Below are 16,213 nucleotides of genomic sequence, written 5' to 3'. Positions count from 1 at the left end.
AGTGACTTAGGCAATGACAAAGAAATGACGTACTAATTTGAACAGCGCTCCCCCTCTTCCACAACCAATCAGTGATAAAATTTACAGAGAAAAACCGCTTAATTGCACCCTTCTTATTGAAATTTCACACATTAAAACTGAAATACTATATTCCACCCACCTAAAGCCAGCTGACAACTATATTGCGAAATATGCACATAAAAAGGAAATATGCCCTCGCTCCTATTGGTTCACTGAATTACCAAACAACAACCAAGTATTGCAAGACAACTTGCCCCAACTTCTCAGCTCAGATGAGCTGTTCAATACTTCTCTCTGGCCTGTTTACAGCCAATACATAACCCAAGCAAATCCCCAAGATATAGACATGGTAAATATAATCGCCCAAGATATTTGACGTATCACCATTTGCGTTGCAAATTGCCATCGCATTTCGCGAATGATGGTCAGAAGCGATACCAAACAAGGTAACATCACGCCCGCTAAATAAACGGTACACAACAATTGAAGATCGGTTACTTCAGCCAACTTTACACCTTGAGCGCCACTATCAATCAAACCAATGGCCAATCCATCTTTTCTAATTGCACCGAGGATCACCGCAATAGCTGCACCTTCAGGTAGATTTATCGCACTCATAAAAGGGGCAATTAACACTGTGAGAAACTCGAAAACACCAAGCCAAGCCAAAAAACCTGCCACAAGGCAAATAACAATGAACAAAGGAAATGCAGTGGTAAAAAAGGAGCGGATAACGTCACTCATTTCGTTCATGGCAAAACGCCAATTTGGTGGTTGTAAAAAACCTCGATTTAACAAGTTTTGAGATGCTGCTGCTTTTCTCTGTGCTGATGACGTGGTGACAATTAAGTAAATACAAGTCGTCACAGCCAAAATAATTAAATAAGGCAAGGTTAGATAAGGTTTACCTGCCGCAGAAAACACCGCCACAGTAGCAGGCAATTGATAAGAGCAAGCAGAGCCAAAAGAGATTGCTGATACGCAACTGCCTCGTGTACAACAAGAGCAATTGCGGGTTTGGATAATCGCAGGCACATTGCACCCAAATCCCATAATTACTCGCACCAAGTCGCGACCACTTAAACCAATTTTATGCATCACTGGGTCGAGTCGATAAGACAGCCTGTCTATAAGCCCAGTCGTTTTATATAGTGAAATAATAATGGAAAAAATCACCACGGTTGGCAGCGCATACAAGATTAAAAATGGCAACATTGCGACTAGACCATAATCCCCAATCATCATTTGATTTAACGGCTCAGGTAACAGTGACAGCTTGTTTTTAATTAAATTAACTGGCTGCTCAATCGTTGGGTACAGCCAATCGGCAAATGCATTCGCGTTTGTCACTGCAAACCAAGCGGGTAACACCAATATCAGAAAAGATATAAGCGGCGCCAACCCTGTTTGTTCAAAGAACAATATTTTTGGTTTGACTGACCAGCTCGCCAACAGTTTAGGTGGATGTTTTGGAAACCGAGATGGATTGCCCAGTGCATGCTCGATTTCTTGAAGTTGTTGAGATGAAATATGTCGGTTGTCAACGGTGATCCAAGCAAGTTCAGTACTTTTCCTGAGCTTTACCAGCTCTTGTTGCACGTCAGCTCTATGCTTTACCATGTCCCAGTGAGTTAATATCACTATCCCACTTTGTCCTTGCACCAAATGCCAGAGATCAGATAGATCACTGGCCAAATCAGACGCTTTAACGGTCAAAATAATATGCTCACTGACCTTTAAACGACTGAGCACTTGAGAGGTCACTACGCTGTCCATCTTGGTCTGGATACCTGGTGTGTCGGTAATCGTTTGACCATTCCAGCTGTACTCTTGGCAAAACAAAGAGCTGCCCTGAAAATTGCTCCTATTTGACTTTTTTCCTACGAGGTTTTCTGTTAACGCGGTTTTACCAACGCTTTCCTTTCCTATTAGTAGCCAATTGTTTTTTCTTTTTTTCTCAGGGTAAAAGGTCTGTACATCAATGAATTGCTCCATTAGCAGAAACACTCCTGCTGCTGACAGCAACTCAAATCTTCTAACAACATACCAGCCTGTCGATAATGCTTTAAGATGGACATATCTAGCTCTAACTCCGAGCCAATAACACTACAAGGTGCAGCAAACCGGCCTCTAAACTTATATATAAAGCACAACAGTGTTGGGTCATGAAATAACCTTGGTCCAGCCAAAAACAAGTTTCTGAGCTTCGTCGATTCATCAAAAGCACTCACCCATGGATAACCGTTATCTTGATAGACAAAAAACTCACTAACGGGCCCTAAATCGATCTCAAACCCAGTACAGTTGATTGGTGGAAATGGAGTGCGAATTTCCTCGCCGTCTGTCGACTGCACCACAAAAGCGTCTCCTTCTTTGTAGACGGCACTTACTTCAAACTCCCCGTTAAAATCAATGTCAGTATTCTTTGCTATGCATGACATACGCTCTGCGGTGTAAGGTGATAGTACTTTGCTAGGGTCATAAGTCTGTTCGCTATCGTGACTACATTCTAACAACGTGACTTTATGCCCCAATTTGGCGAGATTGAAAGTTGCATCAACGCCACTTTCGTATCCGCCAATCACAACATAATGGCCTTTTTCAAGGGCTTCCCAGCTACGAATATGCGTATTGTGAATGCATAAGTCAGCACCAGTGAAGCTTTGAGTATTAGGAGATTGAAACTCTCCACCAGCCCAAATTAAATACTGGCATCGAATATGTGAATTATGTGTTTGCAACTCAAAACCGTCACTGGGGCCTAAAGAAGTCACTTTATTCAGCTCTGTATGAGTTTCGACGTCAATTTGATAGTGCTTTACAACCATCTTCAAATAGGCCGCATATTCTTTCCCATTCAAATGTTCTTTCCCTGCATTAAATGCGGGAGAGGTATCAGGTGTAATCGCATTTAAATCCGTTTGATGATAGCCATTACTTGGAAATGAAGGGGTGATAAAGCGCATGCTTTCGGGCCATCTTAAAAAGCTCTCCCCTATTTCACCGCGCTCAAGGACGATTAAATCTTTGTCTTCAATCCCCATTTGTTTTAATAACGCCGCACAGCCAAGACCTGCGGGTCCTGCGCCAACAATCACAACTTGCGTTTCTATCATTTAAGATCCACCTGCATTCTTAACAATCAATAATTGATATAATATAACAAAACAATGATACACAAATGGTAATGAGAATTCATCGTATTTATAAGGTAATCCTTTTAATGCCAAATGGCCCAGTTGGCTGATTTGATAAAACTGCCAACAAAGCCCCGTCCATAGGGCGAGTGCGTCCTGTTTGCTGCTTGCGGTTTCTCGTGGGGTTATTCATCGCTGACACCATGTGTTTTTCAATAGTGTCAGTTTCTAGTCTAAGCTAAAAAATGTATTTTAAACTGGATTAAAAAAGGTTCTGTAATGGAAGGAAAAAACCAAAAGAGCATCGCTAACATTTATTTGTTTGAGTCTAGCGAGCACCCCATAAATGAAGAATGTCGAAAACATAAGTTGCAGCTCATGATTTTCACATCTGTAGTTTTGTTCTTAATGTACTTAACATATAAAAATACGAGCGTTTCTTCAGTTTTTGGGGTTAGAGTAAACCCTGATATGAATAGTTTTGAACTTGCCGTGGTGATGAGTTTCCCTGTTATGTATCAGGTATATATGTACTACCTGACCTTAAGTGAGTCCCTAACAGCTTGGAAATTTAGAGTTGCCCATGGAGAACAAACAGCTACTCAGTTAGTAAAGATTTTTGAATTTATTCCTGAGAATAAGATTCCAATCCGGTTAAGTGAAGATACTAAAAATATAGGGCCAATTGACTTTTCAAAATATGAAAATGCACTTATGAAACAAGAAGAAATGTCTGACCTACAGTCTAGAATCGCTACCCTAAATAAATTTTTGCCCAATAGGAATGACTTTCAAGAAACTTTACACCCAGAAAATTTCTATCAAGAACATGACAAGTATATGCGTCAGTTACAACACAGCATTGATTTTATTGAATCAACTCGCTCAAGTTTGGAAAAAATTGATTTTAGTGCACCAAACGTTAGACCAGCGCAGCACATGATGTCCATCGACAGCACATTGCGAAGTTTGAAAGATCGACTTAAAAGGGATTCAGCCTGGATCAATAAAAATTACAATTTGTTAGATGGGAAATTTATGCAAGGTTATGAAGGAGTCTATAAGGCAACCGACATAGGTATGCAATTATTAGAAACTTTGAGTGCTGTTGAAAAGTCTCTTAATCGAGAGCAAAAAATTAGACGAGATACATTTGAATTAATGATTAAGGAATATGAAGGCTACATTGCTGGTATGGTTGACTTTTTGGGCAAATTTTCATTAAAAATGGATTGGAAAGAGATTTATATACCTTATTTCGTTTTGCCTTTTGGGTTTTCTGTGGCAACCCTAGGAAGTGTATTAGTATACGGTTTTTTCTTTTTATAGTGTTTAACAACTTTTGTTTGACCATCTACACTGGATTTAAAAAAGTCATCAGGAACCACCTACACGCTAGGGCTTACATCGCTGTCATCATTCTCAATGTCAGTGACTTTGCGAATTGCAGTACCAATCGGTCCAGTAGGTTGATTTGATAAACCCACTATAGAAACTTTTCAAAACAGAGTTAACACCCCGAATGTCATTCAAATAATGGAAGCTCTATCAAACGGATTTACTTGCCGATTAATTTTCAACTTAAAGTAGTTGCGCGGAGCATTTACTTCTATTTGGATTAGTAGGTCGGTAAAGTCCGCGAAGTGAGCAACCAGCTCAGAATTATGTTCACGTTGCCTCCGTTTACTGCTAACTCGCATGTAAATGAGGGGGACTTACTGATGATCATCTGTTTCTCAGCTTCGATGTAAGTTCTTGGGTAATTTGGTGTAAATTTTCTAACATAGCGGCGTCCTTCTAATTTTTAGGTTGTCGTATCTACACTAGCACTTACGAAAACGTTTCAAAACGGGGTTAACGCTCTTAACCTGACCTCAATCATGCCATCGCCTTTGCGCCTCTCAGAGGCGCACAGCGCCCATCATAAAATCTTCTGTTAACTGCATAATTTCGTCTTGACCCTCGTTGCTCAGTCCTAAAAACTGACGACTAGGCGCAGCCGCCGGACCTGATGCCATATCATCAGGGACACCTCATTGCATGAGCGCAACTTGAACGCGGTTAGAACCAAACTCAACGCCACCATCATTGGCAAAGTAAGCCAACGTATCTCGAAGGAAATCATACTCTCGAAGAATCGAGTTTTTGTTTTTAGTCTTTCGCTCCTTGGTCGACTCTTTTAACCCCTCCCAACTTAAACCGTCGGGCGCTTGCTCTTTATCCCATCGCTCTGCTGTTGATAGCTGAAGGTATTCGCTAATGTCTTGGTGGAGCGCTTTTGGGTTTGAGAGTTCAGAGACCATTTGATTGAGCTGTGTTGATAACTGCCGATCATCAATGAACACCTTTAGAATAGGCATCCATTGCAAATCTCATGGTTAAAACCTTAATTTATGTTATAACATAACAATTAACTCAAAATAATGGCTAATTGGTTATGACCTTATCTACAGAAGAAAAAATGATTCAAGCAGCAGAATCAGAGTATATGAACCAAGAGCAACTCGCTTTTTTCAAAGACAAGCTCATTGAGCTACATGACACGACCCGAGAAAGGATCAAAGAGGCTAAAGAAGAAATGCTTAACCCGCCTGATCTGCCCGACTTTAATGATCGCGCATCGTGGGAGGAACATTGTGAACTACTCATGCGTATTGTCGAGCGAGAGCAAAAGCTCCTGCCCAAAATTCAACTTTCTCTTGAGCGAATTCGATTAGGTACCTATGGATATTGCCTTGAAACAGGCGAGCCGATTGGTATTCAGAGACTAATGGCAAGGCCAACGGCAGAGTATTGTATTGATGTCAAAGCCTGCCAAGAAATGAAGGAACATATGATCCGCTCGTAGCTAAACGCTACGGGCCTCTTGTCACAGCAACTAAGAGGGTAGCAAGTTATGCCACATACACCGTCAAAATTACCTGTTACAGTGCTTTCCGGTTTTCTTGGAGCGGGTAAAACAACACTACTTAACCACATACTCAATAATCGAGATGGGTTAAAAATTGCCGTTATTGTAAACGATATGAGTGAGATCAATATCGACGCCGCAACCGTTAAAAATGAAATTGGCTTTAATCGTGCTGAAGAAAAGTTAGTCGAAATGAGTAATGGTTGTATTTGTTGTACACTGAGAGAAGACTTACTCGAAGAGATAAACCAGCTTGCTAAAGATGGTAAATATGACTATCTAGTCATTGAGTCGACGGGAATTTCAGAACCTCTGCCAGTCGCTGAAACTTTCACATTTATGGACGAGCAAGGACAAAGCCTCTCTCACATCGCAACTTTAGATACCATGGTCACTGTGGTAGATGCACTCAATTTCTTAAATGACTACGATCAAGCCAGATCATTGCAAGAAGTTGGCGAAAACTTAGGGGAGGATGACCTCCGTAATGTCGCTGATTTATTGGTAGATCAAATAGAGTTTGCAGATGTGATTGTCATTAGCAAAACCGATTTGGTCTCTCCTACCGAGCTGCGCCGCTTGCAAAGTATCTTAAGTACCCTCAATACTGAAGCCAAGCAAATTCCAGCGCTCAATGGTCAAGTTCCCCTAGAACAAATTCTCGCAACTGGAAAATTTAGCTTTGAAAAAGCGCAGCTAGCGCCAGGCTGGCTAAAAGAGCTTCGCGGCGAGCACGTGCCGGAAACCGAAGAGTTTGGGATCAGCAGCTTTACGTACACCGCCAGAATACCTTTTCATCCACAGAGGTTTTATGAGTTTCTGCATAATATAGACAAAGAAGGTAAACTCATACGTTCAAAAGGCTTTTTTTGGTTAGCCTCGCGTCCTCAATATGCTGGCAGCTGGAATCAAGCTGGAGGCATGGCCCAATACGGCATGGCGGGCCTATTTTGGAAAGCGGTACCACAAGAGCAATGGCCGACAGATCCTGACTATCTCGACGCAATACAAGCGATGTGGGAAGAACCTTTTGGAGATATGCGCCAAGAGCTTGTATTTATTGGTCAAAAGCTTGATAAACAAGCAATCATTGAGATGCTGGACAACTGCTTACTCTCTGAAGAAGAAATGGCGCTTGGAATGCAGTTATGGACCACATTGCCTGATCCTTTCCCGCAATGGGTAAATAATTAGTGTTATTAAAGGCAGGTTCAGTTTAACTGCCCTGCCTTTTTAAAATGCCGAGTTATAGTTCAGCTTCTAAAATAGCCAGCGCGCGTTGCTCTGCTTGATCCACATTCCCATCGGCTTCAATCACTTTGATTACAAGTTCTTTTACAAACTTTCTCATAGGCGCATCCACAATATGACGCATTCGATGCTGAATAAATGACTCTATGTCATTTTGTTGTACTGCCAAAATGGATTTACTTAGGCTGTCTTCCAAATAATCTTCTAGTGCGATTGTTGAATTCCACTGCAATTGATTGGCCCATTCATATACAACACGCTTTTCGCTTTCATCAATTTTGCCGTCAACACCGATAAATAGTAAAGCCAAGTCCAATAAGGACTCCTTTTGCAGCTGATCAATGCAGATACCGGTATCAAAGTGGCTCAATAATTGTTCAAATTTCATTCTTTCTCCTTGAGGTCTTATTTAACCTAACTGGCATTTAATACAATTTATACTGTGCCTAACATAATCTAGTTTTATATATTTGTCATAAAAATTGATGCGGATTTAGCAATTGTATCTTTAAATGGAACATATTAGATTGTAGAATAAGCAATAAACATAATTCAACAACGACTTAACAAAGCACACACAAGTGTAAATTACCCATGAAATTCAACACATTACAATTTAAAGGAAAAGTTATGCTCGGTAAAATACAGGGAGTTATTCTTCTTGCCACGGCGGCAGCACCAATTGCAGGCTATGCCATTGATAAAATCTCCCCTTTAAAACAGGTTTCGACTCAGAGTACGTCTCAGTTGATGAACCATATGGAACCTCGCATTGTCGGTGGAGAGGAGGCTGCTCCTTTTTCATATCCCTTTATGGGGAGCCTAAACCTTAATGGTACACATTGGTGTGGTTTATCCTTTATAGGCGACAATAAAGTACTGACTGCTAGTCACTGTGTAGAACACTGGCAAGCCAATGAATTTACTGTAAAATTTGAAGGTCATGATCTTTCTGAAGCATCACAATGGCAAACATATCAAGTCACCAAGATTGTGATGCATGAGCAATACAATCATTCTTACCAATACAATAATGATATTGCCGTTTTGGAGCTAGACCGACCAGTTGAAAACATAGCACCAATTAAGCTAGCAGATGCACAAGTAAGAGCGAGCATCTCCTCCGGTGAAAATTTAAAAGTCATGGGCTGGGGCCGACTTAGCTCTGGCGGTGAAAGCCCCTCTAAGTTACGTGAAGTTGACGTTCCCTACGTGTCTAACGAAATTTGTAATGATAGCAACCATTACAATGGTGATATATCAGATACCATGATGTGTGCTGGGTTAGAAGATGGTGGTAAAGACTCTTGTCAAGGTGACAGTGGCGGGCCTCTTATAGTGCAGCGAAATGACGAGTGGGTCCAAGTCGGAGTTGTTAGCTGGGGTGAAGGTTGTGCACTACCAAATAAACCTGGTGTTTACGCCGATGTCGCATCTTTAGAGTTTTGGACTCAAACTAAATTAACTGACTTTGGATTTAATACAGACAGCACCATCGCTATTATTCCAGACCAACCTTCGGCACAAATAGACGGGACATTTAAGAATACCCTAGACTACGCTATCAGCATTTCTGATTTTAGATTACAAAATCACTCAGACAATCTCGTGATTGGCCATAACTGTTCAAATTCAACACTACAACCTAGTCAAGAATGTACCTTTTCTATTCTTACACTTGATGAGGTCAAGTATGGTAATTACGATATCGATGTAACGATAACAGCACCAACAGACAGTGTATTCACTGAAAACTTTAGCTTTTATAAAGTCGCTCAGACTGACAACAATATAGCTGAGCACATGTCTACCTCCACAATTATTCAATGGTCTACTGGTGGCGATGCGACATGGAAAACAGATATCACTAACGCTGGCGAACATGTATTGGTCAGTGGTGACATTTCAGATCAAAACGAAAACCCAGAAATCACATCAGGCACGCAAACGACTTATTTAGTCGCAGAAGCAGAAGTTAACGACTCTCGCATTAACGAGTTTAATTTTGATTATCTCATCTCCAGTGAGCAAAATTTCGACTTTCTAACTGTGCATCATAACGGTAAAGAGCTAGTTAATATTAGTGGTGATCCGAGCACATTCGAGAGTTTAACAGTGAATTTAGATGAGGGTCTCAACCGTATTATATTTAAGTATTCAAAAGATGGTTCCGTTTCTGCAGGTACCGATAATGTTATCTTAAAGAATATCTCTACAAACTTTTTAAACGCAGATCCGCAAGTTGTGCTCACACAAACTGAAATTAATGTACGAAGTGAACATGAATTTGTACTCGATGCAAGCCAGTCTGTAGATGCAGATCAAGATCAAATCTCATATCAGTGGGTCGACTTGGCTGATTCGGAAACTGTGCTAGGTGAAGAGGCCATGCTCGCCATCACTGCAGAAAAAGTAGCCCTTGATGAAACTAAAACATATCAGGTAACTGTCACTGACGAGTATGGTGCAGCGACCAGTGCACAGGTCACAGTCTACATCACCGCGAATAAAGCCCCAGTGATTATGTTTGCACAAGACGAAATCAACGTAAGAAGCGAAGTAGAATTTACATTGGATGCATCACCATCGACAGATCCTGAGGGGGATGCAATCACTTATTCTTGGGTTAAATTGTCAGCGCAAAATGAAGTGGTTGGCGACAAAGCCAGTGTGGCTATGAAAGCTGACAAAGCGCTTCAAGATTTGACAATCATCTACCAGTTAACTGCAACTGATAGCTTTGGGGCAAGCACCACTGACTTGCTTAAAGTAAACATCAGCAAAAATAATGCCCCTGTAGCCACTGTAACAAGTGAAACTCAAAGTGTTTCGGTGGGCGATGAGGTTACCATTATTGCCACGGCAGAAGATCCTGATGGTGACGGCATGGTTTATAGTTGGGTGCAAAACTCAGGTACAGCAGTAGACCTACCGGAAGACGAAGCGCAACTCACGTTTAAAGCACCAGCTGTGACTCAAGACGAAACGCTTGAATTTACATTCACGGTGACGGACTCATTTGGTCTTACTCACTCGCAGAATATGAGCATCACAGTAAAAGCGCCTGCAGCTAAGGCTAATGACACGACTCAAGCAGTTGAAAAAGATAACGGTTCAAGTGGTTCTTTTGGCATTATCAGCTTGTTCATTCTCTCTTTAGTAGGGTTCAGACGCTTGATGGTAAAATAAGCTCTCTAAACTCGAGATAAATAATAAAAGCCTTCTGTTCACGATGAAGGCTTTTTTACCTTATCACCGCACTATTTTTTCAACTCCTACCCGGCTTAAGCAGGCAAGGCTAGTTTAAGTAAACCACCTCCCTTTTTAGAAAAAGTCACCAAACCGTTAACTCAAATATTTTGTATTATTTTTAACAACTTAACCGTTTTTTTTGGTGCATTCCCTTTTTATCAAAATGATATTCTAAATTTTTAAATGGCATCGCAAATTGCAATTTCATTTTAAAAAAACAAAAAAAATACAAGCAAATTCAACAACTTAAATTTGGCATCTCAATTGCAAACTCAAACGTAGCTAATTTATATGTTGGAGAGAGACATGAAATACAGATTACTCAGCTTATGTTTGCTGTCGGCAGGTGTCAGTGCAACCCCTTTCGATACGTGCCCGTCTAAAGCGTTCTTAGTGCAAGGCAGTACAGCCTCTATGTATGGCGTCAATTTAGTTTCAGGGGCTTACAATGAATTTGCCCAAAATGTAGGAACTAATAACAAGTTGAACGGCTTTGGCTTTAGTCTTCATGACAGATACTTATACGGGTGGGACTATAGTCGCAAAGATGTAGGTCGAGTCGGGAAAGACTACAATTTAGAAGCAGTTACCACAACTGGGTTCCCTGATACCAATTTTTATGTCGGTGACGTCGCTATCCATGAAAATGCCTACTATGTATATAAAAAGGGAGGTTCATATGGCTTATACCGTGTATCTTTGGACGAAAACAGCGGCGACTACCTGCAAGCCACACGCGTGATCAATGGCAGTGCGCTCAACTTAAACATCTTTGATATGGCATTTGCACCAAACGGAGAAGCAGGCCTTGCATACAGTGTGGACAGTGCGGGCAATTTACACCGTATCAATGTCACTACAGGCGCTAGCACCTCCCTTGGTAACGTCGGACAGTCAGGCACTTTTGGTGCTGTGTACTTTGATGTTGAGAACAACTTCTACATTAGTCGTAATCAAGACGGTCACATTTACCGAGTAAACATTGAAGATCCATCAAATACACAGTTATTTGCTTATGGTCCAATCTCAAATACCAATGATGGTGCACGCTGTGCAACTGCACCTATCATTGACGAAGGAGAAGACCCCACGATGGATTATGGAGATGCGCCTGACAGCTACGGCACATCATTGAACGAAAACGGTGCTCGCCACAGCGTAGGTGACCTCTATTTTGGTGACAGTGTTAGTGCAGAACATTTACCAAAAGCGCAAGATGACGACAATGGCGTAAGCTTTGTTACAAGTATTGAAACTGGGTATGACGCACTGATTTCATTCACTCTGTCAACTAACGGCTTTGTCAATGCGTGGATAGACTGGAACCAAGATGGTCAATTCCAATCATCTGAAAGAATTATCAGCGGGTTTTCAGGTGTGACCGGTGAAAACCGCGTGTTAGTACCGGTCCCGGTTGATGCTGTTGAGGGCAACACTTGGGCACGGTTTAGAGTATCAAACAACAGTGACATTGCGCCAACTGGTGGGGTCGGCAATGGTGAAGTAGAAGATATTGCCGTCAGCGTAGTAGCGAGCAGCTTGATTGAATCATCTACCGCGTGGCAAACAGCAGCATTTGAAGACCTATGGCCTCAAACTGGTGACTACGATTTCAATGATGTTGTTGTCAGATATAGAACGACTACAGGTCAAGTTGGTAATCAGGTTGTTCAATACAAAGTAGAAGGTGCACTTATGGCCGTCGGCGCAGGATACCACAATGCATTTGCAATCCGCTTCAAAGATATCGCTCGTAGCCATGTAAATGAGGCTGGGTTACAACTGACAATTGATGGTTCTGCTGCACAACATAGTCCACTTGAAGCGAACCGCAATGAAGCTATCGCAGTCATTTTTACAAACACAAGAGACATGGTGCCAACTCAAGAAGGATGTAAATTCTTTAGAACAGAAGAAGGTTGCAGCGACATCCAACGCTCACCCATTCCGTTCGAATTAACGCTGCCGCTCGCTACTAGTTACAACGCAAGTATTGCAACTGTAGACAAGCTAGACCCCTTTATATTTGCGGTAAACGGTCACTATCACGGCCCCTATGTTGACTCAAATAATGGTCGCGGATGGGAGGTGCATTTAAAGAATCAAAGCCCAACAGAAGCATTTGACAACAGCTACTTAGATCAAGGTGATGATACATCAACAACCAATGGTTATTTTCAAACAGCCAGTGGCTTGCCTTGGGCATTAATCATCAACACAGATTGGCAACACCCAAAAGAAAGAGTCGACATGTCCATAGCATACCCAGAGTTTGTCGAATTTGCCTCTTCTACTGGTGAAAAAAACGTGACTTGGTTTGAAAACCCAGTGGCTAATTACCAGTACACCATTAATAACGCAGCTCAAAACTAGGAGTAAACCATGAACAAGTTCATCATCACTTTAATGACTTTTACATTAACTGCATGTGGCGGCGGTTCTGGTGGCGCAGACGGACAAAGCAACTCTAGTGCATCAGTCGCTTCGAATACTGTAACTTCCACACCGACAAAAGCAAATGGCGACACAGCTATACCGGAAAATGCACAAGCTAGCGACAATACAAGTGAAACTAGTCAGGTAGAGGGGATCGGTAGTATGGAAGTTGACCAATCGTTTGACTTTAGAAGCAATGTATCGTTACAGGTCACCTTAGGCGAAAATTTAGTTAGTGAGCGTGCATTTGTTAATATCTGCAAACAAGGAGAGAGCATTACCAATGCAGACAACTGCTTTTTACGTGCCCCACTCGATAGCTCAGGCTTTTCAGCTCAGATCCAATTGCCTCATGCTGAGCAAAAACTTAAAGCGGAAATTTGGTTTTACAGCACAACAAAAGAGCCTTTAGTGTATAGCTGGGAACTAGACGCCAGTCAGCAAGGCCAATCTTGGCTCATTAACTAGCACTGATAGTAGAGCATGCCAGTGCATGCTCTACTTTAAACACTTACCTGATTGAACCATTGTTTCAATAAGGTCGACCTAGAAAACAGAAATAAAGCTAAAACTCTACCTCGCCACAATCCAAACCCGACCGAAAAGCCGATATCCATTGTTTATGACGAAAAAACGCCTTAGCGTGCTCAACAACCTGAAAAAAATGAAATTAATGAATTAACGCTCTTCGATAGAACGATGCACTTCGCACCAAAAGAGCCATTTCTATCCACAGATTTTGTTAATAGGCTGTGGTTAACTTTCTTAACCTCTCTCATGGGATGACACTACATTGCATAACGTGGTCCAATTTCCTGTCTTCTTTCCCAACCTCCAAGTACGAGAGGTATGTCCGTAGAAAACATACATCATAGTTTTATAAATATAAAAGAAGATATTTTTCATAAACTTAAATTACCTCCACAATTAGCAGTGTGCTGATTAAGACGATTTTTTAATCACAACATTTGACTTGTTTATAATTAGCTTATGATCTTCACATCATAGTTATGAACTAAACTTGCATAGATATATAAAGGTTATTTTTTGAGCTACCCTTATGTTCAAACGCTATGTTTTATTGGTTTTTTTGTCTTTTCAGGTTATATCAAGCGATAAACCCCTTCGCGTTGCAACTGGCAACTACCCTCCATTTACTGGCAACCAATTAATCGACGACGGGTTCGTCAATCACATTATTCGTCTTGCTATGGCTACACAGGGAATACAGGTTGAGTTTGTATACTTACCTTGGAAACGAAGTTTTCAATCCGCAAAGCTGGGACAATTTGAAATGGCATCTTATTGGGTTTGTGAACCGCAATATCAACAAGACTTCTACTGCAGCGATCATGTTTATCAAGGCACACTAAAACTTTATTTTAGAAAAGAGACACCTCTCCCTAAATGGCAGACAATTCGAGACTTACAACCATACCGTATTGGCGCAATACTCGGTTATGAATATGTCCCCGAGTTCCATCAAGCCATTGTTCAAGATGATTTGGATGTCATAATGGTGAGCAATGATCAACTCAGTTTAAATATGCTACTTAACGAACGCGTTGATTTGGTCGTACTTAGTGAAATAGCGATGCAAACATTACTCAAGCAACACTTTTCTCAACAACAGGCTAGCAAAATTCAAGTTCACCCCAAACCTTTTCTAGAATACCAAGCACACATCCTTTTTCCAAAGGTAAGAGAGGGCAGTACAGCAACCAAAGATAGTTTTAATCGAGGCTTAAAAAAGTTAAAAAACTCGGGTGAATTGCAAAAACAGTGGCAACGTATGCTGGAGGGCGAGTTTTCCGCGAAAAAAAACATGCAAGCTGAAAAAGAGCACAAAAGATAGATTATTAATTAATTTCTAGATAAGTAATATATCATTCAAAAATGAGACTGCGGTACAGAACAAAAGCCACAGCAGATCATTATGGTTAAAGCAGAAAGTGGTCGTACACCGCCCGACTCCATTTTTAACACCAGTCATTCCTAAAGGACAAATATGAAATTACTCGTACTCTCTGTAACTTCCTTGTTAGCAAGCCACTTTGTTTTTGCCAATCAGACAATTGAGGGCAATTATGTTCTCACAACTGATAACATACATAACGGTGTTATTGAATCAGGCTCAACGCAAGAGGTCACATTGTTAGGGGATAAATCCCATTTTATGGCGCATACTAGTGCTCAATTCCTATCAGGAAAAACCGCGCAAGGCGGCAATATTATTGATTTCAAACTATCAAATAAAGTGCCTTCAAATACTCAGTACTTTTTAGGTAATGTAGATGCTCAAGGGACTTATAGTGGAACTTGGTTTGCCGCAAATGGCAGCAAAGGTGACTGGACCTTAACTGCACTACAACCAAATACTGTGACAAGTTGTCGAGATATCCTTGATGCAGGACTTAGTCAAGGTGATGGTGTTTATGAGATAAGTACTTATACTGGTGAAAAGTTAAGTGTGTATTGTGATATGACCAGAGATGGTGGCGGATGGACGCTAGTTGGTAGCTATCCACGCCTACAGCCAGGTGGCATACACCGCATTGAAGAGTATGGTAATACTCCTGAAACCGACCCAAACAATGTAACAAAACTGTGGCTTTATAAAGGTGACTTGAGCGTTTTCTCTGACGCAAAAGAGCAAGTTAGTTGCTCAACAACAAATTGCACGGATGGCTACAGCGTCTATGGCCAGAACTTTACAGCAAGAGAACTAGAACTGGTTCGTTACAACTGGGGCGCGTCAGATCGTGTTGAAAAAATGCCTAAAAACTCTGATAAACCAAGCTGTACAACATCATTGGAACCTGGTGCAACCGTTTATGAGGGATGTGTTGGCACGGCTTACCTGGGTGGCAACGTCGCCGACTCTACCGTAGGTTGGCAAGGTGATATTCTTGCACCATATTGTTGGGTTGCACGAGGCACCTATAAACCACACTCCTCAGGATCCTCGATTTGTAGTTACGGCAAAGAACCCAATGGGTCTCAATGGGCACTACTTTGGATGAGATAACACAGTGGGTTTGACGCTATCTGCGTCGCCCAACCTTGCGCCGCCCCATCGCGGGCGTCGCTTACTCTCGCTCATTCATTTCGCTAATACAATTTGGACATATAACAATACCTTTTCCACTTCTGAATTCGCTCCCCAAAACGCTATTTTATGCTTCAAATCAAATAAAACAGTATT

Annotated in this window: 13 protein-coding genes; 8 read left to right on the top strand and 5 right to left on the bottom strand. The window is 41.4% G+C overall.

What is annotated here, in order from left to right:
* Window positions 1-324: 324 nt before the first annotated feature.
* The 3 genes from N483_RS25565 to N483_RS27645 form a co-directional block, all read right to left on the bottom strand.
* Window positions 325-2,016 carry a nucleoside recognition domain-containing protein gene (locus N483_RS25565; RefSeq protein ID WP_063383413.1) on the bottom strand — a complete coding sequence of 564 codons (1,692 nt, stop codon included), beginning with the start codon at window positions 2,014-2,016 and terminating at the stop codon, window positions 325-327.
* Window positions 2,016-3,137 (bottom strand): NAD(P)/FAD-dependent oxidoreductase, encoded by a 1,122-nt coding sequence (locus N483_RS25560; protein ID WP_023400383.1) that lies wholly within the window; start codon window positions 3,135-3,137, stop codon window positions 2,016-2,018. The genes N483_RS25565 and N483_RS25560 overlap by 1 nt, the downstream gene beginning before the upstream one ends.
* A gap of 88 nt (window positions 3,138-3,225) precedes the next feature.
* Entirely contained in the window at window positions 3,226-3,351 is a 126-nt protein-coding gene (locus tag N483_RS27645) for a hypothetical protein (RefSeq protein WP_269201491.1), read from the bottom strand.
* An 86-nt stretch (window positions 3,352-3,437) separates the two neighbouring features.
* On the opposite strand from N483_RS27645, the gene N483_RS25555 reads away from it, so the two are divergent.
* Window positions 3,438-4,487 carry a hypothetical protein gene (locus tag N483_RS25555; protein ID WP_023400382.1) on the top strand — a complete coding sequence of 350 codons (1,050 nt, stop codon included), beginning with the start codon at window positions 3,438-3,440 and terminating at the stop codon, window positions 4,485-4,487.
* Window positions 4,488-5,191: 704 nt separating this feature from the next.
* Here N483_RS25555 and N483_RS25550 read toward each other — a convergent pair.
* A complete protein-coding gene (locus tag N483_RS25550) occupies window positions 5,192-5,518 on the bottom strand; it encodes a phage virion morphogenesis protein (protein ID WP_023400380.1) in 327 nt (108 codons plus the stop codon).
* Between the two features lie 77 nt (window positions 5,519-5,595).
* Here N483_RS25550 and N483_RS25545 point away from each other — a divergent pair, with 77 nt between their 5' ends.
* Together N483_RS25545 and zigA are read left to right on the top strand one after the other, a co-directional pair.
* The gene (locus N483_RS25545; RefSeq protein WP_023400379.1) at window positions 5,596-6,006 is read left to right on the top strand and encodes a TraR/DksA family transcriptional regulator; all 411 of its coding nucleotides are present in this window, start codon (window positions 5,596-5,598) and stop codon (window positions 6,004-6,006) included.
* A gap of 48 nt (window positions 6,007-6,054) precedes the next feature.
* Window positions 6,055-7,263: a zinc metallochaperone GTPase ZigA gene (gene zigA / locus N483_RS25540; RefSeq protein WP_023400378.1), complete on the top strand. Its 1,209-nt coding sequence runs from the start codon at window positions 6,055-6,057 to the stop codon at window positions 7,261-7,263.
* Between the two features lie 52 nt (window positions 7,264-7,315).
* On the opposite strand, the gene N483_RS25535 is transcribed toward zigA, so the two are convergent.
* A complete protein-coding gene (locus N483_RS25535) occupies window positions 7,316-7,708 on the bottom strand; it encodes a hypothetical protein (RefSeq protein ID WP_023400377.1) in 393 nt (130 codons plus the stop codon).
* A 242-nt stretch (window positions 7,709-7,950) separates the two neighbouring features.
* Between N483_RS25535 and N483_RS25530 the strand changes: the two genes are divergently transcribed.
* The 5 genes from N483_RS25530 (at window position 7,951) to N483_RS25510 (ending at window position 16,036) form a co-directional block, all read left to right on the top strand.
* Window positions 7,951-10,509, top strand: a complete 2,559-nt coding sequence (locus N483_RS25530) for a serine protease (protein WP_023400376.1) — start codon at window positions 7,951-7,953, stop codon at window positions 10,507-10,509.
* A 369-nt stretch (window positions 10,510-10,878) separates the two neighbouring features.
* On the top strand, window positions 10,879-12,945 hold the full coding sequence (locus N483_RS25525; protein ID WP_023400375.1) for an LruC domain-containing protein: 2,067 nt from the start codon (window positions 10,879-10,881) through the stop codon (window positions 12,943-12,945).
* Window positions 12,946-12,954: 9 nt separating this feature from the next.
* Complete coding sequence (locus tag N483_RS25520) at window positions 12,955-13,476, top strand: hypothetical protein (RefSeq protein ID WP_023400374.1); 522 nt, start codon at window positions 12,955-12,957, stop codon at window positions 13,474-13,476.
* A gap of 592 nt (window positions 13,477-14,068) precedes the next feature.
* Window positions 14,069-14,863: a substrate-binding periplasmic protein gene (locus N483_RS25515; RefSeq protein WP_063383412.1), complete on the top strand. Its 795-nt coding sequence runs from the start codon at window positions 14,069-14,071 to the stop codon at window positions 14,861-14,863.
* A 153-nt stretch (window positions 14,864-15,016) separates the two neighbouring features.
* A complete protein-coding gene (locus N483_RS25510) occupies window positions 15,017-16,036 on the top strand; it encodes a fibrinogen-like YCDxxxxGGGW domain-containing protein (protein ID WP_023400371.1) in 1,020 nt (339 codons plus the stop codon).
* The last annotated feature ends 177 nt before the right edge of the window (window positions 16,037-16,213 follow it).

The organism is Pseudoalteromonas luteoviolacea NCIMB 1944, assembly GCF_001625565.1.
GTDB lineage: Bacteria > Pseudomonadota > Gammaproteobacteria > Enterobacterales > Alteromonadaceae > Pseudoalteromonas > Pseudoalteromonas luteoviolacea_F.
The sequence above is the reverse complement of the archived record's forward strand: the minus strand, read 5'-3'. Positions and strand labels throughout refer to the sequence as shown.